The organism is Methylobacterium sp. ARG-1, from assembly GCF_001262595.1.
In the GTDB taxonomy this organism is placed as follows: domain Bacteria; phylum Pseudomonadota; class Alphaproteobacteria; order Rhizobiales; family Beijerinckiaceae; genus Methylobacterium; species Methylobacterium brachiatum.
The window spans coordinates 1-23,070 of the sequence record NZ_LHCD01000054.1 but is presented as its reverse complement, the minus strand read 5'-3'; the positions used below and the strand labels follow the sequence as shown (position 1 = coordinate 23,070).

Here is a 23,070-nt window from a genome sequence, read left to right as displayed (position 1 = left end):
TCGTTCCCCGCCACAGGCACCGCGTCCCGTGGAGCTGCTGGCCTTCCCGGCGGTGCAACTCCTCGACGTGGCCGGGCCGCTTCAGGTCTTCGCCACGGCGAACGACCTGAGCGGCGGGGCGGCGCCCTACGCGCCGCGGGTGATCGCAGCCGGCGACGGGGCGCTCACCGCCTCGGCCGGGCTGCGGCTGGTGGCCGATCCGTTGCCGGGTCGCGACGCGCCGGTGGACACCCTGATCGTCGCGGGCGGTCCCGGCGTCACGGCGGCCTGCGCCGACCCGGCGCTGGTGGGCTGGGCGCGGAACCGGGCCGGGCGGGCGCGCCGGGTCGCCTCGGTCTGCACCGGTGCCTTCCTGCTCGGGGCCGCCGGGCTCCTCGACGGGCGGCGGGCCGTGACCCATTGGAAGCATTGCGGCGCGCTGGCCCGGCGCTACCCGCTGGCCCGGGTCGAGCCCGACCCGATCTTCGTACAGGACGGCCCGGTCTGGACCTCCGCGGGCGTCACCGCGGGGATCGACCTAGCGCTCGCTTTGGTCGAGGCCGATCTGGGCCGCGACCTCGCCTTGGCGGTGGCGCGCCACCTCGTGATGTTCCTGAAGCGCCCCGGCGGGCAGGCGCAGTTCAGCGCGGCCTTGGCCCTGCAGGCCGCGGAGGACCGCTTCGGGGCGCTCCACGCCTTCATCGCCGAGAACCTGGCGGGCGATCTGTCGCTCCCGGTCCTGGCGGAGGCCGCCGGGATGAGCGAACGCAGCCTCAGCCGGCACTACCGGGACGCGACCGGACTGACCCCGGCCAAGGCCGTGGAGCGCCTGCGGATCGAGGCGGCGCGGCGGGCGCTGGCCGAGACCGCGCAGCCGGTAAAACGCATCGCCCGGACCTGCGGCTTCGGCTCCGAGGAGACCCTGCGGCGCAGTTTCCTGCGGCACGTCGCGGCGACGCCGCAGGATTATCGGGCGCGGTTCGGGGGGTGAGGGGCGTCACACCGGATCGCCGGACGGGAGGGCAGCCCAGACAGTCTCGCGCACACCGTCGAGATCCTGGTGGATGTCGGCATTCAGGATGCGCAGCAGGGCAAAACCGCAGGCCTCGATAATCCGTGCGCGCCGCGTCGTAGAGACGCTCTCGCCCGGTCGAATGCGTTGCGCCATCGACTTCCGCCACGAGCCTCGCCTCGAACAGGCGAAATCGACGATGAAACGGTCGATCGGATACTGGCGGCGGAACTTCCAGCCGTTGAGCGCACGGTTCCGCAGGACGCGCCAGAGCTTGGCCTCGGCGGTGGTCTGGTTCCGGCGGAGATGGCGGGCACGCGGGATCGACTTGCTCACCGGGTCGTCTCAACGGCACGGCACCGAATCGACCGGATGATACCGCGCTCTCACGCGTGCGGGTGCTCTCGCCTCCATAGGCGGATTGGAGGCGCATTCATGTCTGAAAACCGCGAGGCGCCCCCTCTCCCGTGCGGGAGAGGGTTGGGGTGAGGGACCTGTCCTATCCGGAAAGACCTGTCCCCTCACCCTGTCCCTCTCCCGCACGGGAGAGGGGACCCGCGCCTCCTTCTGAACGAGTATCGCCGGGCCGTGTCGGCCTTGGATTCCGGATGGCGCGCATCGCCCCCCGCGCGCTACCCCAGCTGATACACCGCCGCCAGATCCGGATCCTTCGCGGCGACCAGCTTGGCCAGGTCCACGATGACCTTGGCCTGCTTCCAGGTGGCGTCATCCTGCATCTTGCCGTCGAGCATCACCGCGCCGGTGCCGTCGGGCATCGCGGCGACGATGCGGGCCGCGAAAGCGACCTCGGCCGGGTCGGGGGCGAAGACCCGCTTGGCGATCGCCACCTGGCTCGGATGCAGCGTCCAGGCGCCGGCGCAGCCCATCAGGAAGGCGTTGCGGAACTGCGCCTCGCAGGCATCGCCGTCGGAGAAGTCGCCGAACGGGCCGTAGAACGCCTTGAGGCCGTTGGCCATGCAGGCATCGACCATCTTGGCGATCGTGTAGTGCCAGAGATCCTGCTGGGCGCTCGCCCGGGGCGCGTCGCCCGCCGGGTCAGCGATCACCCGGTAATCCGGGTGGCCGCCGCCGACCCGGGTGGTCTTCATGCCGCGCGAGGCCGCCAGATCCGCCGGGCCGAGGCTCATGCCGTGCATCCGCGGCGAGGCCGACGCGATGGCGTCGACATTGGCCACGCCCTCGGCCGTCTCGAGGATCGCGTGGATCAGGATCGGCTTGGTCACCCCGTGGCGCGCCTCGAGCTGGGCCAGCAGCTGGTCGACATAGTGGATGTCCCAGGGCCCCTCGACCTTGGGCACCATCACGACGTCGAGCTTGTTGCCGACCTCGGCCACGATCGTGAACAGGTCGTCCAAGATCCACGGGGAGTTGAGGGCGTTGATCCGGGTCCAGAGGCCGGTGCCGGTGGCGGCGAAGTCGGTCGCCTGGGCTAGGGCGACGAAGCCCTTGCGGGCCGCCTCCTTCTGGTCGGCCGGGACCGCGTCCTCCAGGTTGCCCAGCACCACATCGACGGTGCCGGCGAGCTCGGGCACCCGGGCGCGGACCTTGTCGTTGTGGGGCGGGACGAAGTGGATCATCCGCTCCAGCCGCACCGGCAGCTCGCGAAACGGGGCCGGCGCGCCGGTGGCGAGGGGCTGGAAGAAGCGGCGGGGCAGTTTCATCGGGTGCCTCTTGTCAGGGCTGGCGTCTGGCCCCGTTAAGGCAGGCTTGGGCGGGCGCGTAAAGGCGCGGGCCGTGCGGGCAGCCTCGGACTTTCGGGGCAGCCCCGCCTCATCCGAACTCCACACGATCCTTTCGGGGCGGCGGCGTTCAGCTTCGCTCGAGCGCCGCGCGGACTTGCCGATACGCGCTCCGCTCTATCCGGCGAACCTCAGATCAGCCCCGCCGGCCCGGGCGATCGACCATCCCGACGCGGCTGCCGAAGAAGTCGCCCCGGCTGCCGGCCACCACCACCAGGCGCCGGACCTCGCCCCGCAGGAACGCCTGCAGGAAGCGGTTATAGTCGCGGAACGAGACGCAGCCGTTCGAGGCGCCGGGCTGGCGCAGCATGTAGGTGTGGGCAAGCAGGCCGTCGCGGCCGTGGATCGCGCGGCTGCCGCCCACCGGGTTGAGGCGGATCGCCCTTACCCCGTGGAACAGGCGCTCGCGCTCGGTCAGGTCGTAGGTACCGGGGGGCGTCGAGCCGCGCATGCGCAGGTGGACGTAGCGCGGGTCGTCCATGGCCTCGCCGAGGCCGGAATGGGCCTCCAGCACCTCGCCGGAGGGCAGGGTCACGGTGCGGGCGGTGATGTCGTAGACGGCGGTACCGGCCACGGATTCCGGGGCCGCGCTGATCCGGGTGCGCGGCGCCTCCTGGGGCAGGGCGTCCGGGCTGGCATAGGCCAGCGCTTGGCGCGACTCGGCACGGGGCGCGGCGGCGCCGACGCCGAACAGCTTCTCGAGGAAGGACGGCTCCTCCGCCATGGCGGCGCGGAACACGTCGCGGGTGCGGGGCAGGGCGCGGGCCGCCACCCGGGGCGCCGGGGCTACGGCCGGGCGCCGCAATTCGGAGGGCCGGGCGACCGGCAGCGGGACGAGGCTCGGCGCGAGGGCCGCGGGCGTCGGCTCCGCGGCGGCGACCCGGACCGGCGCGGCCGCCCTGGGCGGCACGGCGGCCTGCGCGAGCGGGGCCTGCATGGCGGGAGCTTGGACGATGGGGGCCTGCACGACGGGGGCCGGGGCGGGCTCGACCGATGCCATCCGGGCCTGGACCACCTTCCGGGCGACCCGCCGGGCGATCTCCTGGACGGCCGGGGACGGCTCGGCCATCGCGACCTGGAAGGATGCGGTCGGGGGCGGCGCCCCGAAGGCCGTGGCGGCGCCGGAGCCGAGCGCCGGGCTCGGATCGAGCATCCAGGCGATGCTCGGCCGCGGCGCGGGCCGGGATTCGGGGGCGGGCTGCGCCTCGGCCACCGGGGCTGGCGGGTTCCAGCTGATCGGCAGCCCGTGCGGCAGGGTCAGCACGGTCCAGCCGGCCATGGACAGGGCGGCCAGCGAGATCAGCGCCGTCAGCCGGGCGCGGCGGCGGGCCCGCCGCATGGCGCTCGGGTAGGGGGCCCGGGTCGGCGGCGCGTCGGGCGCCTCGTAGGCCAGGCGCGGATAGGGCGCCGGGGCAAAAGCCGGCATCGGGGCCGCGTCGCGGTACGCGGGTCGGGAATACGCAACCTGGGCCATGCGGGAACTCGCGTACGCGCTTCCCCACCCGGCAGCCGTCGCCGTTCGCCCGCGGAGGCTTTTTCCGCGCACGTGGCCTGGGTTGCCCGTCTGGGGAGGACATCAACCGTCCAGCCCATTAGGCATCCCCATGGTTAATCTTGGCTAAAGACCGACGCGGCGCGGCGGGCCGGCCTGGAACACCCGTCGACGCCGCCGGGAACTCCAGAACAACCGCTCGAACACCCGTCGGCGGCCTGCGAAGACTGAGCAGGACCGGCGCGCTCACGCGGCCGGCGCCTCCATGGGCCCGTGCCGCCGGGCGACCAGGAGGCAGAGCAGGGCCACCGGCACGCCGATCAGGGCGGTGCCGACGAAGAACCACGTGAACCCGGTCTGCTCGATGACGAAGCCCGAGAGCCCGGCGAGCAGGCTGCCCGGCAAGGCGCAGAGCGAGGTCAGCAGGGCGTATTGGCTGGCCGCGTGCTCGGTGGCCGCGAGGCGGGACATGTAAGTGATCAGCACGATCGACGCGAAGGCGTAGGCGAAGCCGTCGATCCCGACGGTCGCCGCGAAGGTCCAGAACGCCGCCCCGCCATGGCCGCCGTGCCAGGCGAGATAGGCGAGCGCCAGATGCGAGGCCGAGGCCGCCACGGTGCCGATCAGGAGGCTCGCCATCATGCCGATCCGCGGGATGATGGCGCTGGCGAGAAAGGTGCCGCCGAGCGCGATCCAGAAGCCAAACAGCTTGGTCACCGTGGCGATGTCGGTGTTGGTGTAGCCGAGCGTCTTGAACAGCGGGATCGCCATGGCGTTCGACACGTAGCCGGGCATCCGGAAGCCCGCGACCAGCGCCAGAACCGGCACGGCCAGCGGCCCGAGCCGGGCCAGAAGGTCGCGGATCGGCGCCCAGACGGTCTCGACGAAGCCGCCGGTGGCGGGCGTCTCGGGGGCGGGGGGCTCGGGCGCGAGGAGCGCCGCGATGGTGCCGGGGGCCATCAGCGCGGCCATGCACAGGTAGGCGGCGCGCCAGCCATAGGCGTCCGACAGGTAGAGGGCGCCCGCCCCGGCCGCGAGGTTGCCGATCCGGTAGCCGATCTCCGACCAGGACGACATCAGCGCCTGCCGCTCGGGCGGCGCGGCGGTGATGCGCCAGCCGTCGATCACCACGTCCTGGGTCGCCCCCGCCACCCCGAGCGCCAGCGAGAACGCCACCGTCCAGGCGAGCCAATGCGCTGGGTCGCCGAAGGCCACCCCGGCCAGCGCCAGCGCCACCAGGATCTGCGCGGCGACGATCCAGCCGCGGCGGCGCCCGAGCCAACGGCCGATGAGCGGCGCGTCGTGGCGGTCGAGGAACGGCGCCCAGAGGAACTTGAGCTTGTAGGCGATGGTCAGCTCGCTCATCAGCCCGATCGTCGCCAGCGGCACCTTGGCCTGGACCAGCCAGGCCGATTGCGTCGCGTAGACGAGCAGGAACGGGATGCCCTGCGCAAAGCCGAGCCCGAGCACCGCGGCGACGCGCCGGTCGGTGAACAAGGGCGTGAGGAAGGCGTTTTTTTCGGATCTTTCCGAGTCTGACGCGCCGGTGGCCTGCGCTGGGTTTGCCATCCACGCGTCTCCTGAGCTGCTGGAGGAAGGAACAGAGATCGGCCGCGTGTGCAACGGTCGCGCCCCGCGATCCCCTTTACGACAGAGCGCGTGCGACGCTGTATGATCGGCTCAATGAGAGGATGGCGACGGAGGTCGACATGGACGCCCCCACACTCCTCACGGCCACCGAGGTCCAAGGACAGGCCACGTATGGCATGGCGAACCTGCGCTCGAAGACCACCGGGTTACCGTTCGTCGTGTTCATCTCGCAGAAGGCCGGCGCTCGGCACGACGCACGCGTGAAAGTGTCGGACGGACCGCGCGTCCACCAGCCCGATCAGATGGGATCGTATCAAGTGCGGCCCTTCCGGCATACGGACGGCCCTCGCCTCGATCCCGCCGACGAGGCCCGCTTGCAGGCCTGGGCGGACCTGAATCGCGACGTGCTCATCAGCTACTGGAACGGGCAAATCGAGTTCACTGAAGACGCGATCGAGTTGCTTAAGCCGGTGTAAGCACGCCCTGGCGCTCACGATTCGGCTGAGCTTTCGACGGTTCTTTACGCCGCCTTCTTCCCCCGCTCGGCGATCTTCACCAGACTGCGCAGCACCTCGGTGGCGGTCTTGAGCCGGGCCGGGATCGTGGTCAGCTCGCGCACGAACACGACGCTCATGTCGGGCCGCACCTTGGCGAAGGAGGCCTGCTCGGCGACGTACGCCACCAGCCCCTGCGGGTTGGCGTAGGACTTGTCGCGGAAGTGGACGACCACGCCCTTCGGGCCTGCCTCGACCTTCTCGACATTGGCCTTGAGGCACAGGATCTTGATCGTACCGATCTTGAGGAGCTGCTCCACCTCCGGCGGCAGCGGCCCGAACCGGTCGATCATCTCGGCCCCGAAGCTCTCCATCTCGGCATCGTCCTGGAGGGTGGCGAGCCGCCGGTAGAGGGCGAGCCGCGCGCCGAGATCCTCCACGTAGGTCTCCGGGATGGTCACGGGGGCGCCGAGCGCGATGGTCGGCGACCACGCCTCCTCGGGCACGTCCTCGATGCCGGCCTTGAGCGCCGTGACCGCGTCCTCCAGCATCTGCTGGTAGAGCTCGTAGCCGACCTCCTTGATGTGGCCGGACTGGGCGTCGCCCAGAAGGTTGCCGGCGCCGCGGATGTCGAGGTCGTGGCTGGCGAGCTGGAAGCCCGCGCCCAATGTGTCGAGGCTCTGCAGCACCTTGAGCCGCTGCTCGGCCTGGGTGGTGAGCTGGCGGTTGGCCGGGGTCGTGAACAGCGCGTAGGCGCGCGCCTTCGAGCGGCCGACCCGGCCGCGCAGCTGGTAGAGCTGGGCCAGGCCGAACATGTCGGCCCGGTGCACGATCAGCGTGTTGGCGGTGGGGATGTCGAGGCCCGATTCCACGATGGTGGTCGAGAGCAGCACGTCGAACTTGCCCTCGTAGAAGGCGGTCATCACGTCCTCGAGCTGGCCCGCCGCCATCTGGCCGTGGGCGATCGCGACCTTGATCTCCGGCATCTCGGCGTCGAGGAATTTCTTCACCTCCGCCAGGTCCTCGATGCGCGGCACGACGTAGAAGGATTGGCCGCCGCGGTAGCGCTCGCGCAGCAGCGCCTCCCGTATGGTCAGCGGGTCGAACGGCGTCACGAAGGTGCGCACCACCAGCCGGTCCACCGGGGGCGTGGCGATGATCGAGAGCTCGCGCACGCCGGTCATGGCGAGCTGGAGCGTGCGCGGGATCGGGGTCGCCGAGAGGGTCAAGACGTGGACATCCGCTTGGAGCGCCTTCAGCCGCTCCTTGTGGGCGACGCCGAAATGCTGCTCCTCGTCGACGATGATCAGGCCGAGATCCTTGAACGCGATGTTCTTGGCGAGCAGCGCGTGGGTGCCGACCACGATGTCGACGGTGCCGTCGGCGAGCCCGGCCCGGGCCTGCTTCATGTCGGCGGCCGAGACGAACCGGGAGAGCTGGGCGACCTGGACCGGCAGGCCCTTGAAGCGCTCCGCGAAGGTGCGGAAATGCTGGCGGGCGAGCAGGGTGGTCGGCACGATCACCGCCACCTGCTTGCCGGCGATCGCCGCCGCGAAGGCGGCGCGCAGAGCCACCTCGGTCTTGCCGAAGCCGACATCGCCGCAGACCAGCCGGTCCATCGGCCGGCCGGCATTGAGGTCGTCCAGCACCGCGTCGATGGCGTTGGCTTGGTCCTCGGTCTCCTCGAACGGGAAGCGGGCGGCGAACTCGCCGTAGAGCCCCTCGGGCGCCTTGAGCACCGGCGCCTTCCGGACGAAGCGCTGGGCCGCGACCTTGATCAGCTCGCCCGCCATCTCGAGGATGCGGCGCTTCATCTTGGCCTTGCGGGCCTGCCAGGCGCCGCCGCCGAGCCGGTCGAGGGCGACCTCGGAATCCTCCGAGCCGTAGCGGGTCAGGAGCTCGATATTCTCCACCGGCAGCAGCAGCAGGCCGCCGGTGTAGCTCAGCTCCAGGCAATCGTGCGGGGCGCCGGCGGCATGGATCGTCTTCAGGCCGGAGAACCGGCCGATGCCGTGATCGGCATGGACCACGAGGTCGCCGGGCTGGAGCGCCTGCACCTCCAGGATCACGTCCTGGGGCCGCTTGGCCTTGCGCTTCTGGCGCACCAGCCGGTCGCCCAGGATGTCGCCCTCGGAGACGACGGCGAGCTCGCCCACCGTGAAGCCCGCCTCCAGGCCCCAGACCGCCACGGCGGAATCGGCGCCGCGCTTGAGCGCGTAGACGTCCGACAGGCGGGTGATCGCCACGGGCTTCTTCAGGCCGTGGTCGGTGAGCACGCCGCAGAGCCGGTCGCGGGAGCCGTCGGACCAGGATCCCAGGATCACGTGATGCCCGGATCCCTGGAGGTCGCGGATATGGGCCACCGCCGCGTCGAACACGCTGGCGCTCTCGTTGGCGCGCTCCGGGGCGAAGTTGCGCCCGGCCTTGGCGCCGCAATCGATGACGGCACGCTCGGGCGAATCCGGCTGGGCGAAGGGGGTCAGCCGCGCCACGGTGGCGGCGGCGATCCGCTCCTTCAGCTCGTTCGGGGTCAGGTAGAGGGCACGGGGCGGCAGCGGCTTGTAGGGGGCGACGCCGGCCTGCGGCGTTTTCATCGCGCCCTCGCGGGCCTGGTAGTAATCCTGCACGAGGCTGATCCGCTCGGCGGCGGCGTCCTCGACCTGCGGGTCGAACACCAGCGGCACGCCGCCGAGATAGTCGAACAGGGTGTCGAGCCCGTCGTAGAACAGCGGCATCCAGTGCTCGAGGCCGGCATAGCGCCGCCCCTCGCTCACGGTCTCGTAGAGCCGGTCGTCCCGGGTCGCAGCGCCGAAACTCTGGATGTAGCCCTGGCGGAAGCGCCGGATCGTCTCGGTGGTGAGCTGGACCTCGCTCATCGGCATCAGGTCGAGGGAGCGCAGCTGGCCGGTGGTGCGCTGGGTCTCCGGGTCGAAGGCGCGGATCGATTCGAGGGTGTCGCCGAAGAAATCGAGGCGGATCGGCGCCGGCAGGCCCGGGGGCGACAGGTCCAGGATGCCGCCGCGCACCGCGTACTCGCCCGTATCCCGCACCGTCCCCGTGCGCAGAAAACCGTTGGCCTCGACCCAGGCGACCACGTCGTCCATCGCCACGACGTTGCCGATCGCGGCCGAGAACGCCTCCTTGGCAATGTGGCCCCGGGGCGGCACCCGCTGCACCAGGGCGTTGACCGTGGTGCACAGGATGCGCGGGCGGTCCTCGGCGGAGCGGGTCCGGGCGAGGCGGGCGAGCGCGGTCATCCGGGCGGCGGCCGTGGCCGTGGTCGGCGAGACCCGGTCGTAGGGCTGGCAGTCCCAGGCCGGCAGGTTCATCACGTCCATCTCGGGCGCGACGAAGCCGAGCGCCGACTGGAACGCCGCCGAGCGCCCGGAATCGCGCGCCACATGCACCAGCACCGCCGGCGCATCGACGGTGGGCGCCAGGGCCCGGGCGAGATCGGCCACCGCCAGGGCGTCGAACCCCTCCGGGGCGTTCGCCAGGACCGGGCTGTCGCCGCGCTTCAGGGCCTCGAGCACCTGCGCGAGTGCCGAGGACTTCGGCAGCGCGAAGCGCGCGACCTGGGGCTTGGCGGCGGCGGCAGGGGGCTTCGGGGAGGATTTCGGCTGGGGCTTGGCCATCGGGTCTTTCGCGGGGAGTCCCGCCGGGCACAGGGAGGGCTGACGCGGGCCGGCGTTAGCCCATTGAGCCGTCGTGATAAAGCATCCCGGCGGCGGCGTTGGGGTCGCTGACGGTGTCTAATATGGCGGCGGTGCTTCAGCAGGGAACGCGTGTGCCCCCGCGATTCCGGGAAGCGCCCGCCTGCCGGGGCGCGGCACTTTCACCGCGCCGGACGATCGCAGGGGAACCCGCCATACCATCCCAGTGGCGCGTTCCGGCCAGCATTCGCTTGAAGCAACCCGCGTCAGGCTCGCGGTCCTGACGGACGAAGGGATCGAGCGCTGGAGGTTTGAGGCGCTCCCATTCTTGCAGGCCGCGATGGGCTCCCTCTCCCGTCACCTGTAACGCCGTGGCCTGCTCAAAGGCGCGCCCCTGTGTCGGCGGTCGCTCTATGAGAGAGCGTGCAGGCTGCAGCGCTGCGTTGCGGCACCGCAGGCGGGCGGGAAGAGTCGCTGAGCGCCACCCCTACGCGTCGGGTCCGACGATCTCCGCCAGCGCGGCCTCGACCCGGCCGCGGAAGAAGTCGGCGTTGGGCATGCCCTCGGTCATCGCGGCGGCGCGGCCGGTGGCCTGGCGCAGGATCTCGGCACGCAAAGCCGGGTCGCTGCGCTCCATCATCTCCAGCATGATGCGGACCACGAGCTCGGTGGCGATCGAGCGGGCGGGATGGTCGTAGGTCGGCTTGGGTTCGTCCATCGCGGGCTTTCGCTCTCAGGAATGAATCGGCGCGTCGTGCCGGTGGAACGCGCGCACGCGGCGCCAGACGGACGTGTCGTAGTTCGACGGCGTCTCGGCCTCGCCGGTGAGCCACTTGAACAGGTCGCGGTCGGGCACCTCGATCAGCGCCTCGAACTGGTCGAGTTCCGCCTCGGACAGGGTCCCGATCTCGGCATCGGCGAAGCGGCCCATGATCAGGTCCATCTCCCGGATGCCCCGGTGCCAGGACCGGTACAGGAGGCGGCGGCGGCGCGGATCGAGGTCGGCGCTGGTGCGGGTGGTGCCGGACATTGTTTCGCGACTTCCGGTCGGAGGATAGGCGGGACCAAGATAGGCGGCGCGGGGCGCCGGATCCAGGATTCGGGTTTCAGATCGGGTCGCAACCGCAGGGCGAACGGCAAAAAGCAATTGCCTCCGGCGGGTGCTCCGTTATCTCGAGTCCGCGACGTCCCGGCGCAACGGGGCTTGAGCGGAGTACGACGATGCCGAAGGCGATCCGGGTCTACGAGTACGGCGGCCCCGAGGTGATGAAGTTCGAGGACGTGCCCCTGGCCGAGCCCGGCCCCGGGCAGATCCGGGTCCGCCAAGCCGCCATCGGCGTCAACTTCATCGACATCTACTTCCGCACCGGCGCCTACAAGTCGCCGCACATGCCCTACACCCCCGGCAAGGAGGGCGCCGGCACCGTCTCGGCGGTGGGCGAGGGGGTCTCGAACGTCAAGCCCGGCGACCGGGTGGCCTACGGCTCGGTGCCGGATGGCTGCTACGCCGAGGAGGCGGTGATCCCGGCCGCCGCCGCGGTGCCGATCCCCGACGGCGTCGACGAGAAGACCGCCGCCGCGATGATGCTCAAGGGCCTGACCGCCGAGTACCTGCTGCACCGGACCTACGCGGTGAAGCCCGGCGACACGATCCTGTGGCACGCCGCCGCCGGCGGCGTCGGCCTGATCGCCTGCCAATGGGCCAAGCATCTCGGCGCCACGGTGATCGGCACCGCCGGCAGCCCCGAGAAGGCGGAGCTGGCCAAGCAGAACGGCTGCGACCACGTCATCCTCTACCGGGAGGAGGACGTCGCGAAGCGGGTGCGCGAGCTGACCGACGGCAAGGGCGTGCCGGTGGTCTATGACGGCGTCGGCCAGGCGACCCTGATGGGCTCGCTCGACAGCCTCGCGCCGCTCGGCCTGCTGGCGAGCTTCGGCTCGGCCTCCGGGCCGATCACCGGGCTCGACCTCGGCCTGCTCGCCCCGCGCGGCTCGCTTTACGTAACCCGGCCGACGCTGGCGACCTTCTCGTCCAACCGCGCCACCCTGGAGGAGGCGGCCGCCCGCCTGTTCAAGGTGGTCGGCGACGGCGCCGTGAAGATCGCCGTCAACGCGACCTACCCGCTCGCTGAGGCGCAGCAGGTGCACCGGGACCTGGCCGGCCGGGAGACCACCGGCTCGATCGTGATGCTGCCGTGACACCCGGCGCTACCGACCTGCTCCTCGTCATCGACGTGCAGGTCGATTTCCTGCCGGGCGGGGCCCTTCCCGTCCCGGACGGGGACGCGGTGGTCGGGCCGGTCAACGCGCTCCAGCACCGTTTCCGGCACGTGGCGCTGATGCAGGACTGGCATCCGGCCGACCACGTCTCTTTCGCGGACACCCATCCCGGGCGGGCCCCGTTCGAGACGGTGGCGCTGCCCTACGGCCCGCAGGTGCTGTGGCCCCGGCACTGCGTCCAGGGCAGCCCGGGCGCGGGCTTCGCGCCGGGGCTAGCCACCGACCGCGCGAGCCTGGTGGTCCGCAAGGGCCTGGACCCGCGCGTCGACAGCTACTCGGCCTTCCTGGAGGCCGACCGCACCACCCGCACCGGACTGGCCGGCGCGCTCACCGAGCGCGGCATCTCCCGCGTCGTCCTGTGCGGCCTCGCCACCGATTTCTGCGTGCTCTGGAGCGCGCTCGATGCCCGCGCGGCGGGTTTCGACGTCTGGGTGGTGGTGGATGCGGTGCGCGGGATCGACCTCGACGGGTCGGTCGAAGCGGCCTGGACCCGGATGACGGCGGCCGGCGTGCGACGGATCGGCTCGGACGCGATCACCTGAACGCCCCGGGAGGCGAACCGCCGCATGCGCGGTGGGCGACCGCCCGGAGCCCGACGCGTTGGCCCGGCTCCGGAACCCGACAGGAGTCAGGCGATGTCATCCAAGCACCCGAAGACCGAAACCCCGACCGACGCCGACCTCAAGGGCAATCCCGGCATCGGGACGTCCAAGGGCATGAGCGGCGCCGACCCGGAAGACCTGGAGGCGGATTCGACCTTCGAGGGCGACGTCGAGAACGAGACCAAGCCGGACGGCGGCATCGACCCGAACCATCGCCCGCGCAAGAACGCCTGATTTAGGAAGCCCGGGCCTGCTTGGCCCGGGCCGCTTCGCGTCAGCGGGCGCGAGCCGGCACCCTCGGCCGCTGCGGCGCGGTGATCGCATCGGTGGGGGCGGTCCCGTCGCTCAGGAAGCCGTAGCCCGGGCTGCCCGACGAAACGTAGAGCTGCGGAGGGCTCGCGGTGTAGCCCCGCAGGAGGGCGGCATTGGCGGCCCCGAACGACGTGGTGTTGTCGGCGCGGGCGGTGCCCGCCGGCACGCTCAGCAGCAGAGCTGCCGTCAGGGCCAGGGACAAGGGCTTCGACATGGGGCGGATCCTTTGATTCGGGCACGGTTCGGGCGATCCCCGACCGCACGGGATGCCCCCCATCTGTGGTTGCCAAGCCGCAGTCGACGTGTGGCACCGCACACTGGACGCGGCAGAGCGCCATGGTGCGCCTGCGACGGATCGGAGCATCATTCCGAAAGGTGGTGTCCGGCCCTCGGGAAAAAGGATAATGCGACACCGGGAACCCGGCGCATCGTTCCGGTCCCGACGGCCCGGACGCGCGCCTTAGAGCCCCAGCCCGAGTTGCAGCGGCTCCGCCTCCTCCCCGTGCTCAAAGCCCGAGAGCGCGATCCCGATCAGCCGCGCGCTGCGCCGGAGGGGAAACAGGCCGGCAAGCAGGTCCAGGCCGATTCGCTCGAGGGCGGCCCGGTCGGCCACCGGGACGGAGAGCGACTTCGCCCGGGTGACCTGCGCGAAATCCGAGAATTTGAGCTTCAGGGTCACGGTCCGAGCCCGCATCCCCTTGGCATCCGCCCCGGCCCAGACCTTGTCGAACAGCGGCGCGAGCCGCGCCGCCAGGACGTCGAAGGCGGCCGTGTCCTCCGAGAAGGTGGTCTCAGCCCCGATCGACTTACGCACCCGGTGGGCGCGCACTGGCCGCATGTCGAGCCCGCGGGCGACCGCGTGGTAATAGGCCCCGGCCGACCCGAAGGCCTCGCGCAGGCGCTCCAGATCCCAGGCGCGCAGATCGGCTCCGGTCTCGATGCCGAGCCGCTTCATCTTTGCCTCGGTGACCGGCCCGACCCCGTGGAACCGGCCGATCGGCAGGGCGGCGACGAAATCCGGACCCATGGCCGGCGTGATCACGAACAGGGCGTCGGGCTTGCGGTAATCGGAGGCGACCTTGGCCAGGAACTTGTTGTACGAGACCCCGGCCGAGGCGACGAGGCCGGTGCGCTCCAGGATCTCGGCCCGGATCGCCTTGGCGACAGCCGTCGCCGTGGGAAGGCCCAGGAGATTCTCGGTGACGTCGAGATAGGCCTCGTCCAGGGCCACGGGCTCGATCACCGGCGTGTGTCGGGCGAACACCGCCCGGATCTCTTCCGAGACCGCCCGGTAGACCTCGAAGCGCGGCTTCACGAACAGCAGGTCCGGGCAGAGCCGCCCGGCGGTGGCCGACGGCATGGCCGAGCGCACGCCGAACCGGCGCGCCTCGTAGCTCGCGGCCATCACCACACCCCGCTCCCGGGAGCCGCCCACGGCGAGCGGCAGCCCGCGCAGGGCGGGATCGTCGCGCTGCTCCACGGAGGCGTAGAACGCGTCCATGTCGATATGGATGATCTTGCGGAGCGCGACCTCCGAATCCATCGCCGCCTCGGGGTCCGGCTCGAGTTCCTGATCTGTTCCAGACACCCTGGCCGGATGCCGGGTCAACCGGTCCGGCCCGATGGCGCACAGGGGATCGCGCCAAATCCGAAGACCAGGTCCGAAAAAAGTCAGGTCACGCTGCCGTAGAGGTCGTAGGCGTCGGCCCGGTCGATCTTCACGGTGACGATGTCGCCGGGGCGCACCGGGCGCCGGAAGGCGGCGTGGACGGTGCCGTCGATCTCGGGGGCGTCGGCCTTGGACCGGCCCTTGGCGATCCCGCCCTCGACGGAATCGACGATCATGGCCAGCCGCTTGCCGACCTTCGCCCGCTGCAACCGGAGCGCGATGCCGTTCTGGGTCTCCATGAACCGGCGCTTGCGCTCGGCCTTCACCGCCGGCGGCACGAGGTCGCCCAGCGCGTTGGCGGTGGCGCCCGCCACGGGCTCGTATTCGAAGCAGCCGACGCGATCGAGCTTGGCCTCCTGCAGCCAGGCCAGCAGCTCCTCGAACTCGGCCTCGGTCTCGCCGGGGAAGCCGACGATGAAGGTCGAGCGGATCGCGAGATCCGGGCAGGTCTGCCGCCAGCTGCGGATCCGGTCGAGCTGGCGCTCCTGGTTGCCGGGCCGGCGCATCCGCTTGAGCACCGCGGGGCTGGCGTGCTGGAGCGGCATATCGAGGTAGGGAAGGATCTTGCCCTCGGCCATCAGCGGGATGACCTCGTCCACGTGCGGGTAGGGGTAGACGTAGTGCAGCCGCACCCAGGCCCCGAGCTCGCCGAGCTCCTTGGTCAGGTCGTAGAACTTCGCCCGCACGCTCCGGTCGCGCCACGGGCTCTCACTGTAGCGGACATCGACACCGTAAGCGCTGGTGTCCTGCGAGACGACCAGCAGCTCCTTCACGCCGGCTTTGACCAGCTTCTCGGCCTCGCGCAGCACGTCGGCGGCGGGGCGGCTGACGAGGTTTCCGCGTAAGGACGGGATGATGCAGAAGCTGCAGCGGTTGCTGCACCCCTCCGAGATCTTCAGATAGGCGTAGTGGCGCGGGGTGAGCTTGATCCCCTGCGGCGGCACGAGGTCGAGGAACGGGTCGTGGGCCGGGGGCACCGCCTCGTGGACCGCCGCCACCACGGATTCGTAGGCCTGCGGCCCGGTGACCGCAAGCAGGTCGGGGTATTTCTCGCGGATCTCCTCCGGCTGCGCGCCCATGCAGCCGGTGACGATCACCCGGCCGTTCTCCGCCATGGCCTCGCCGATCGCCGACAGCGACTCCGCCTTGGCGGAGTCGAGGAACCCGCAGGTGTTGACGATCACCACATCCGCCCCGTCGTGGCGGCGGGCCAGCTCGTAGCCCTCCGCGCGCAGATGCGTGAGGATCCGCTCGGAATCGACCAGGGCCTTGGGGCAGCCCAGCGAGACGAACGAGATTTTGGGGGCGGCCCCGGGGGTAGCCCCCTGAGGTGCGGGCGTGGCGGTTGCGGTCATGGTCGCATTCGGAAGACGGGTCGGACGCCACCCTCGCGTGCAGCCGGTGGATCGGGTCGCACGGAGCGCGCGGATGGGCGTTCGGGATCGCGCCCTATAGCGGTTCTAACGCGCTCGCGCGAGACCGGCCGCCGCAGGGGTGCCCGGCCCGGTGCGGGAAGCTGACGCCACGATCGAAACTTGGCTGTTTGCAGGGCTTTGCCGGCGGCTCCTGAGATCCCACATCAGGTCCTGCCGGCCTTCTCCCACGCCCGGGGCGGGTCCCGACCGCCCTCGACGGGCGCGGCCTTGCGCGGAACTGCCGCTTTCCCCGCGGCATCGCCTGTGCAACGGCAGCGCGCAGGGCGCGTGCCCTCAGGACATCAGCCCGAACCCGGTCATGTGGACCCAAGAGATCTGGACCCGAGAGATCCCCGTCATCGATCCCGTCGCGGCCGCCGCCCGGCTGCGGCTCCTGCCGGATCTCGCCTTCCTCGACAGCGCCATGCGGCACGACGCGCTCGGCCGGCACTCGATCGTGGCCGCCGACCCGTTCGCGCGCTTCCGGTTTCGCGACGGGCGCGCGACCTTGGACGGGCGCCCGGTCGAGGGCGGGCCGTTCGCGGCTTTGCGGGCCTGCCTGGCCCCCTACCGGGTCGAGCCCGATCCTGAAACCCCGTTCCCGGGGGGCGCCATCGGATACCTCGCCTACGATCTCGGGGCGCAGCTCGAGCGGGTCGCGGCCCCTGCCCGGCGGGCGGGGCTCACCGACGACATCGCTGTCAATCTCTACGACACGGTGCTGGTGATCGACCACGCCGCCGGCACCTGCCGGCTGGTCGCCACCGGCTTCCCCGAGACCGAGCCGGCGGCCCGGCAGGCGCGCGCGGAGGCGCGGCTCGCCGCCTTCGCCGACCGGCTCGGCACCGAGATCCCGCCGGAAGAAGCGTCGCCGAGGGCCGCAAAAGACCTCGCGTGGCGCTCGAACTTCGACCGGCAAACTTATGAAGTGGCTGTCGAAAAGGTCCGCGCCTATATCCGGGCCGGCGACATCTACCAGGCCAACATCGCCCAGCGCTTCAGCGCCGACCTGCCGGCGGGCTTCGACCCGTTCGCGCTCTACCGGCGCCTGCGCGCCACCAATCCGGCGACCTTCGGGGCCTATCTGGAACTCGAAGGGCTGACCGTCGCATCGTCCTCGCCCGAGCGTTTCATCCGGCTCGACGGCCGACACGTCGAGACCCGGCCGATCAAGGGCACCGCCCGCCGGCTCGACGATCCGGAGGCCGACCGGGCGGCGGCCGAGGCGCTCTTGGCCTCGGTCAAGGAGCGGGCCGAGAACGTCATGATCGTCGATCTGCTGCGCAACGACCTGTCCCGGGTCTGCGCGCCGGGCAGCGTCGCCGTGCCCACCCTGTGCGGGCTCGAGACCTACGCCAACGTCCATCACCTCGTCTCGGTGGTGACCGGAACGCTGCGCGACGGGCTCGACGCCCTCGACCTCCTGGAGGGCACCTTCCCCGGGGGCTCGATCACTGGGGCCCCGAAGATCCGCGCCATGGACATCATCACCGAGATCGAGGGCGATGCCCGCGAGCTCTATTGCGGCGCCATCGGCCGGATCGGCTTCGACGGGGCGCTCGACACCTCGATCGCGATCCGCACCGTGTTCATGGACGACAGCCAGGCCGTCCTGCAGGCCGGCGGCGGCGTGACCCTGCTGTCGGAGCCCGGCCCGGAATACGACGAGACCCTGGCCAAGGCCGCGCGGGTGTTCGAGGCCTTCGCATGATCCTCGTCCTCGACAATTACGATTCCTTCGTCTTCAACGTCGTCCGCTACCTGGAGGAGCTGGGCGAGACGGTCCGGGTCGTGCGCAGCGACGCGCTCGACGTCGCCGGCATTCGGGCGCTCGCCCCCGACGCCCTGGTGGTGTCGCCGGGCCCCTGCACCCCCGCGGAGGCCGGCATCTCCCTGCCGGCGATCCGCGACCTGTCCGGCGAGGTGCCGATCCTCGGCGTCTGCCTCGGCCACCAGGCGATCGGCGCGGCCTTCGGCGGCACGGTCGAGCGGGCGCAGCGTCCCCTGCACGGTCAGGCGACGCCGATCGAGCACCGGGGCGAGCGGCTGTTTTCCGGACTTCCAGCGCCGATGCCGGTGGGCCGCTACCACTCGCTGGTGGTCACCCCCGGCCCCGACATGGACAAGCATCTCTCGGTCGACGCGGTCTCACAGGAGGGCGAGGTGATGGCGCTCTCGCACCGGACCCACCCGACCTACGGCATCCAGTTCCACCCGGAATCGGTGCTGACCGAGGGCGGCCACGCCCTGTTCGCCAATTTTCTGGGCCTGGCCCGCGCGTGGCGGGATCAGCGGGGCCAACAGGACGGGCGCGACGATGCTGTGGCGTGACGGGACGATCGTTCCGGGAACACGGGCGCCCCTGGACCACACCGATCGCGGCCTGACCCTCGGCGACGGCCTGTTCGACACGGCGCTGGCGCTTGGCGGCCGGGTGGCCTTTGAGGACGCCCATATCGCCCGGCTCGTCGCCGGGGCGGAGACCCTCGGGATCCCCGCCGAGGCGGACGGAATCCGCGCGGCTATGCGGGCTCTCGCCGGACAGGGCAGGGGGGACGCTGACCGGCTGGCGATCCGCACCACCCTCACCCGCGGCTCCGGCCCGCGCGGGTTGAAGCCGCCGGCGGATCCGCAGCCGACCCTGTTCGCCACCGCGGCGCCGAGCGCCAAGGGCGCGGCCTTCGCGCCCCTGCGGCTGTGGCCGACCGGGATCGCCCGCAACGACACCTCGCCCGCCGCCCGGCTGAAGACGCTCGGCTATCTCGACGCGGTGCTAGCCGGCGGGGAGGCCGCCGCGTCGGGCTTCGACGAATCCCTGTTTCGCAACACCCGGGGCCGCGTCGCCTGCGCGGGCACCGGCAATGTCTTCGCGCTGTTTGGCGACCGGCTGGTCACGCCGCCGCTCGCCGACGGCGTGCTCGCCGGGATCGTGCGCGCGGAGGTACTGGGGCTCGCCGGGGCGTGCGGCTTGCGCGCGGAGGAAGAGTCCCTGTCCCTGCCCGACTGGCTCGGCGCCGAGGCCGTGTTCCTCACGAACTCCCTGCGGCTCCTCGCTCCCGTGACGGCGATCGGTGCCACTGCCTTCGCCAGTTCGGACCACCCGGCCGTGGCCCGGCTGAGTGCGGCGCTGCGAACCGGAATCGCCCGCGCCTGCGGGGTCGCGGAAGACCGGGTCGGATGACCGCGCCGACGCCTGAGACCGGGCGCCGACGGCTGCGCTACGCCCTCGCCCTGATCTATGTCGGCATCGGGATCGTCCACCTCGTGGCCGCGGACGCGATGTTGCCGCTGATGCCGGATTGGGTGCCGGCGCCGCGCCTGGTGATCCTGGCCACCGGCCTGTGCGAGATCGCCGGGGCGATCGGCCTCCTGGCCCGGTCGCTGCGCCGGGCGGCCGCGATCGGGCTCGCCCTTTACGCGGTCTGCGTCTACCCGGCCAACCTCAAGCACGCCTTCGAGGCCGTCCATGTCGACGGCATCCCGGATTCCTGGTGGTACCACGGCCCCCGGCTGGCGTTTCAGCCGGTCTTCGTCTGGGCGGCGCTCTGGGCCGGCGGCGTGATCGACTGGCCGTTCCGCCGCCGCTGAGGCGACAGCCGGTCGAGCGCGCCGGCGATCCGGCATTCGCGCGGCCCGGGACGGGACGGCGGCCGCGGCGGCCAGCAACGCCTGAGAAACCGTGATCACAGGATCCCGGGATCTCAGGCTCACGGCAGGCTTTGATCCTGGGATCGCCGCGGATAGACTGTGGCGCGGCCGCCGCACGCGCTGGAACATCGCGTCGCCCGGCCCCGATACGGGCGATGGACATGACGAAGCGCCGCGCGGCCGGCCGCACGACACCGATCGCCGACACGCTGCCGGAGCGCGCCGAGGTCGAGCGCGCCATCGAGGCCGTCCTCGACCGCCTGCGGCCCAAGCCGGCGGGTGCGCCCGCATCGCGGGCACCGAAGGTCGAGGGCCCGCGGAGATCGGGCCCGGGCCGGAAGGGCGACTGAGCGGTCCCGGCCGCCCCGAAAGGTTCCTCCACAGGGCGAAGATTTCGCCCGGACCCGTCGGGCCCGACCGGCGTTCCCCGTCCGGAAGCCGCGTTCCCGAACGCGGCCCGTATCGGAGATAGACCGCCATGGCCAAGCCGAAGACGCTGCACGACGCCTTCTACGAGACCCTGAAGGACGTCTATTACGCCGAGAAGCAATCCGTGAAGGCGCTCAAGAAGTCCGCCAAGGCGGCCGAGCACCCGGAGCTGCGCCAGGCCTTCGAGACCCATGCCGAGGAGAGTGCCCAGCAGGTCGAGCGCCTGACCCAGGTGTTCGAGATCATCGGCAAGCCCGCCCGCGCCAAGACCTGCGAGGCGATGCAGGGCATCACCTCCGAGATGGAGGAGGATCTGGAGGATTTCGCCGACAGCCCGGCCGCCGACGCGGTGCTGGCCGCCTGCGCCCAGGCGGTGGAGCATTACGAGATCGCCCGCTACGGCACCCTGAAGACCTGGGCCCGCCAGCTCGGCCACGAGGAGGCGGCCAAGCTCCTCGACGAGACCCTTCAGGAGGAGAAGAAGACCGACGCGCTGCTGTCCAAGATCGCCGAGACGATCAACGCCGAGGGCACCGATGGCGACGACGCCGAGGCCCCGAAGGGCAAGGCCCCCAAGAAAGCGGCCTGAGCACGGCTGCGGCGGAGGAGGGGACCCGCTCCTCCGCCTTCCTGGAGATCCGGGATCCCAGAGGGCTCAGCCCTCTGGCGGGGTTTGGGGCGCCCCCCCCCCGAGATCTCACTTCGCCGTCTCGATGGCGCTGAGCGGCGTCCAGTAGCAGCGATCCTGCCCGCTCGTCAGGGCGAGGCACCCGTAGGTCATCGTCCGGGTCTCGAGCCGGACCTGCTCGCCGGGCTTCCACGTCCGGCACTCGCCGCTGGCGAGGCTGCCGTTCAGGAGCTGGCCGAAGCCCGATTCATCGCCGGCCATGACCAGCTTGAACAGGCGGTCGGTGACCTCCTGGGTGTGGCAGCCGAACCGTTCCTTGACGATCGTCTCGGCTCGGACGGGGAGGGCGAGGGTCGCGGCGAGGACGGCGAGGGCGGGCAGGAGGATGCGCATGGCCGAAGGATAAGCGCGACGCGCCACCTGTCGACCCCTCACGTCCGGGCGAGCCATGCGGGCGAAAGCCGCGCCCGCTACGGCGTCTCGTCCCGCTTCGCCGCCTGCCAGGCCGCCTCCATGGCGGCGAGATCCGAGCGTCCGAGCGCACCGCCCGCGGCCTTCAGGTGTTCCGCCATGGCGGCGAAGCGGCGCTCGAACTTGGCGGTGCCGTCGCGCAGGGCGGTCTCGGGATCGATCCCGGCATGCCGGGCGAGGTTGGCCACCGAGAACAGCAGGTCGCCGATCTCTTCCGACAGGGCCTGCGGGTCGCCGGCCGCCAGGGCCTCGGCGACCTCGTCGGTCTCCTCCCGGACCTTGTCGATCACCTGGACGGCGTCCCCCCAGTCGAACCCGTAGGCCGCCGCCCGGCGTGAGATCTTCTCCGCCCGGGCCAGAGCCGGCAGGGCGCGAGCGACGCCGCCGAGCGGATCCGGTTCGGCGGTGCCGGGATCCCGGGCCGTCCGCTCCTGCGCCTTGATCGCCGCCCATTGCGCCTCGACCTGCGCCGGGTCGCGCAGGGTCGAGCCCGCGGGGAGGGGGGTGCCGTCCGGTTCGAACACATGGGGATGGCGGCGGACCAGCTTGTCGCCGATCGCCCGGGCGACGTCGTCGAACGCGAAGGCGCCCTCCTCCTCAGCCATGCGGGCGTGGAATACCACCTGGAGGAGCAGGTCGCCGAGTTCGTCGCGCAGATCGTCCCGGTCGCCCCGCGCCACCGCGTCGGCGACCTCGTAGGCCTCCTCAATCGTGTAGGGCACGATGGTCGCGAAGGTCTGCCGGACGTCCCAGGCGCAGCCGCGCTCGGGATCGCGCAGATCGGCCATGAGCCGCAGGAGCCTGCGCAGGGAGGCCGGCTCGCCGGCGGCCAGGGGCTCGGATCGGCTTGAATCGGGTGCGTCGTTCATGCCCGGCGGGTTAAAGCAGGATGCGGGGCAAGGGAATCCGGCGGCCCCGCTCAGATCTCGGGTCAGACCGGGGCGTCGCGCTCGCGCACCCGCTCGGCCTGCAACTCGCTGAGATAGCCGGTCAGGCGACCGGTGACGCCCGGATCGGCGCATTGGACCCAGAGCGGCGCCGGCAGCGCCCGCACGGGCAGGCGCCGCAGGAAGGCCTCGGCCGACAGGGCCGCCTCCCGTTCCGAGGTGGCGGCCAGGAGCCGCGCCCCCGCCTGCGTGCCGATCAGGATCGCAATCGTGGCCATGGGCGCCCTCACATCCGGATACCAACGACGCGACCGGTCTTCGCGTTGCCTCGGCCGGAGCAGGCACCCCTGCGTCGGCGCCCGCAGGGAAGGGCAGGGCGGCCGCCCTCGCGCACGCACCGGGCAGACCCCTAGCGCGGGTCTTGTGCAACCGGAGGACCGACACCACCTGTGCCATCGTCGCCGACGCTGCGCATGGCGGGTCGGTGATTTCCTCAAGTCGAATCGCGAGCCAGCCGCCCGGTACAAGCCGGAGCCGTCTTCGCAATGCCGGCAAAAGGGTTGTTGACATGGGAATGCGGGGCGTCCTATACGGCGCCTCCCGACGCGGTGCCGAAGCAACGGCGAGCCGGTTGGACGGACTTTCTGAAGATCTCAGCAGGACTTGACCGGGGCAGCCCGGTGGTTTACTGGTCTCTTCAAGGTACTGACGAAGGTCAGTTCCGCTCTTTGACAAGTGAATACGAGAAA

At 71.4% G+C, this 23,070-nt stretch carries 24 protein-coding genes; 11 read left to right on the top strand and 13 right to left on the bottom strand.

Annotated elements, in window-relative coordinates; genetic code table 11:
* Positions 1 to 970, top strand: a 970-nt coding sequence (locus AKJ13_RS28550; RefSeq protein ID WP_050736347.1) for a GlxA family transcriptional regulator, incomplete at its 5' end; no start/stop codon positions are given.
* Between the two features lie 6 nt (positions 971 to 976).
* Here AKJ13_RS28550 and AKJ13_RS28545 read toward each other — a convergent pair.
* The 4 genes from AKJ13_RS28545 to AKJ13_RS28530 form a co-directional block, all read right to left on the bottom strand.
* Positions 977 to 1,327 (bottom strand): DUF559 domain-containing protein, encoded by a 351-nt coding sequence (locus AKJ13_RS28545; RefSeq protein ID WP_082317182.1) that lies wholly within the window; start codon positions 1,325 to 1,327, stop codon positions 977 to 979.
* Positions 1,328 to 1,623: 296 nt separating this feature from the next.
* Positions 1,624 to 2,673: a CoA ester lyase gene (locus tag AKJ13_RS28540; RefSeq protein ID WP_050736345.1), complete on the bottom strand. Its 1,050-nt coding sequence runs from the start codon at positions 2,671 to 2,673 to the stop codon at positions 1,624 to 1,626.
* 214 nt (positions 2,674 to 2,887) lie between these two features.
* Positions 2,888 to 4,225: a DUF2778 domain-containing protein gene (locus AKJ13_RS28535; protein WP_050736344.1), complete on the bottom strand. Its 1,338-nt coding sequence runs from the start codon at positions 4,223 to 4,225 to the stop codon at positions 2,888 to 2,890.
* A gap of 264 nt (positions 4,226 to 4,489) precedes the next feature.
* The gene (locus tag AKJ13_RS28530) at positions 4,490 to 5,812 is read right to left on the bottom strand and encodes an MFS transporter (RefSeq protein ID WP_050736343.1); all 1,323 of its coding nucleotides are present in this window, start codon (positions 5,810 to 5,812) and stop codon (positions 4,490 to 4,492) included.
* A 140-nt stretch (positions 5,813 to 5,952) separates the two neighbouring features.
* On the opposite strand from AKJ13_RS28530, the gene AKJ13_RS28525 reads away from it, so the two are divergent.
* A complete protein-coding gene (locus AKJ13_RS28525) occupies positions 5,953 to 6,309 on the top strand; it encodes a hypothetical protein (RefSeq protein WP_144426427.1) in 357 nt (118 codons plus the stop codon).
* Positions 6,310 to 6,353: 44 nt separating this feature from the next.
* Here the strand turns inward: AKJ13_RS28525 and mfd are convergent, their stop codons facing one another.
* The 3 genes from mfd to AKJ13_RS28510 all read right to left on the bottom strand — a co-directional run bounded on the left by mfd (position 6,354) and on the right by AKJ13_RS28510 (position 11,010).
* The gene (gene mfd / locus AKJ13_RS28520) at positions 6,354 to 9,962 is read right to left on the bottom strand and encodes a transcription-repair coupling factor (protein ID WP_050736341.1); all 3,609 of its coding nucleotides are present in this window, start codon (positions 9,960 to 9,962) and stop codon (positions 6,354 to 6,356) included.
* Between the two features lie 505 nt (positions 9,963 to 10,467).
* Positions 10,468 to 10,698, bottom strand: coding sequence for a hypothetical protein (locus AKJ13_RS28515; protein WP_007559116.1), 231 nt, complete (start codon positions 10,696 to 10,698; stop codon positions 10,468 to 10,470).
* Between the two features lie 15 nt (positions 10,699 to 10,713).
* Positions 10,714 to 11,010, bottom strand: a complete 297-nt coding sequence (locus AKJ13_RS28510) for a succinate dehydrogenase assembly factor 2 (protein WP_007559114.1) — start codon at positions 11,008 to 11,010, stop codon at positions 10,714 to 10,716.
* Between the two features lie 191 nt (positions 11,011 to 11,201).
* On the opposite strand from AKJ13_RS28510, the gene AKJ13_RS28505 reads away from it, so the two are divergent.
* From AKJ13_RS28505 to AKJ13_RS28495, 3 genes are all read left to right on the top strand, one after another.
* Entirely contained in the window at positions 11,202 to 12,179 is a 978-nt protein-coding gene (locus AKJ13_RS28505) for a quinone oxidoreductase (RefSeq protein WP_050736340.1), read from the top strand.
* Positions 12,176 to 12,802: a bifunctional nicotinamidase/pyrazinamidase gene (pncA, locus tag AKJ13_RS28500; protein ID WP_050736339.1), complete on the top strand. Its 627-nt coding sequence runs from the start codon at positions 12,176 to 12,178 to the stop codon at positions 12,800 to 12,802. Before AKJ13_RS28505 ends, pncA begins: the two co-directional genes overlap by 4 nt.
* A 93-nt stretch (positions 12,803 to 12,895) precedes the next feature.
* Complete coding sequence (locus tag AKJ13_RS28495; protein WP_007559109.1) at positions 12,896 to 13,096, top strand: hypothetical protein; 201 nt, start codon at positions 12,896 to 12,898, stop codon at positions 13,094 to 13,096.
* A gap of 40 nt (positions 13,097 to 13,136) precedes the next feature.
* On the opposite strand, the gene AKJ13_RS28490 is transcribed toward AKJ13_RS28495, so the two are convergent.
* From AKJ13_RS28490 to rimO, 3 genes are all read right to left on the bottom strand, one after another.
* The gene (locus AKJ13_RS28490; protein WP_050736338.1) at positions 13,137 to 13,388 is read right to left on the bottom strand and encodes a hypothetical protein; all 252 of its coding nucleotides are present in this window, start codon (positions 13,386 to 13,388) and stop codon (positions 13,137 to 13,139) included.
* Between the two features lie 246 nt (positions 13,389 to 13,634).
* Positions 13,635 to 14,717, bottom strand: a complete 1,083-nt coding sequence (gene dinB, locus AKJ13_RS28485) for a DNA polymerase IV (protein WP_050736337.1) — start codon at positions 14,715 to 14,717, stop codon at positions 13,635 to 13,637.
* Between the two features lie 128 nt (positions 14,718 to 14,845).
* A complete protein-coding gene (gene rimO / locus AKJ13_RS28480; RefSeq protein ID WP_050736336.1) occupies positions 14,846 to 16,198 on the bottom strand; it encodes a 30S ribosomal protein S12 methylthiotransferase RimO in 1,353 nt (450 codons plus the stop codon).
* Between the two features lie 379 nt (positions 16,199 to 16,577).
* On the opposite strand from rimO, the gene pabB reads away from it, so the two are divergent.
* From pabB to AKJ13_RS28450, 6 genes are all read left to right on the top strand, one after another.
* Positions 16,578 to 17,969, top strand: a complete 1,392-nt coding sequence (pabB, locus tag AKJ13_RS28475; protein WP_244471780.1) for an aminodeoxychorismate synthase component I — start codon at positions 16,578 to 16,580, stop codon at positions 17,967 to 17,969.
* The gene (locus AKJ13_RS28470) at positions 17,966 to 18,589 is read left to right on the top strand and encodes an aminodeoxychorismate/anthranilate synthase component II (protein ID WP_050736335.1); all 624 of its coding nucleotides are present in this window, start codon (positions 17,966 to 17,968) and stop codon (positions 18,587 to 18,589) included. Before pabB ends, AKJ13_RS28470 begins: the two co-directional genes overlap by 4 nt.
* Complete coding sequence (locus tag AKJ13_RS28465) at positions 18,576 to 19,439, top strand: aminotransferase class IV (protein WP_050736334.1); 864 nt, start codon at positions 18,576 to 18,578, stop codon at positions 19,437 to 19,439. The genes AKJ13_RS28470 and AKJ13_RS28465 overlap by 14 nt, the downstream gene beginning before the upstream one ends.
* Positions 19,436 to 19,846 carry a DoxX family protein gene (locus AKJ13_RS28460; RefSeq protein ID WP_050736333.1) on the top strand — a complete coding sequence of 137 codons (411 nt, stop codon included), beginning with the start codon at positions 19,436 to 19,438 and terminating at the stop codon, positions 19,844 to 19,846. Before AKJ13_RS28465 ends, AKJ13_RS28460 begins: the two co-directional genes overlap by 4 nt.
* 215 nt (positions 19,847 to 20,061) lie before the next feature.
* The gene (locus AKJ13_RS28455; RefSeq protein WP_050736332.1) at positions 20,062 to 20,256 is read left to right on the top strand and encodes a hypothetical protein; all 195 of its coding nucleotides are present in this window, start codon (positions 20,062 to 20,064) and stop codon (positions 20,254 to 20,256) included.
* Positions 20,257 to 20,384: 128 nt separating this feature from the next.
* Positions 20,385 to 20,924, top strand: a complete 540-nt coding sequence (locus AKJ13_RS28450; RefSeq protein WP_050736331.1) for a ferritin-like domain-containing protein — start codon at positions 20,385 to 20,387, stop codon at positions 20,922 to 20,924.
* Positions 20,925 to 21,032: 108 nt separating this feature from the next.
* Here the strand turns inward: AKJ13_RS28450 and AKJ13_RS28445 are convergent, their stop codons facing one another.
* The 3 genes from AKJ13_RS28445 to AKJ13_RS28435 all read right to left on the bottom strand — a co-directional run bounded on the left by AKJ13_RS28445 (position 21,033) and on the right by AKJ13_RS28435 (position 22,599).
* Complete coding sequence (locus tag AKJ13_RS28445) at positions 21,033 to 21,356, bottom strand: hypothetical protein (RefSeq protein ID WP_050736330.1); 324 nt, start codon at positions 21,354 to 21,356, stop codon at positions 21,033 to 21,035.
* Between the two features lie 77 nt (positions 21,357 to 21,433).
* On the bottom strand, positions 21,434 to 22,303 hold the full coding sequence (gene mazG / locus AKJ13_RS28440) for a nucleoside triphosphate pyrophosphohydrolase (protein ID WP_050736329.1): 870 nt from the start codon (positions 22,301 to 22,303) through the stop codon (positions 21,434 to 21,436).
* Between the two features lie 62 nt (positions 22,304 to 22,365).
* On the bottom strand, positions 22,366 to 22,599 hold the full coding sequence (locus AKJ13_RS28435) for a hypothetical protein (RefSeq protein ID WP_050736328.1): 234 nt from the start codon (positions 22,597 to 22,599) through the stop codon (positions 22,366 to 22,368).
* Positions 22,600 to 23,070: the final 471 nt, after the last annotated feature.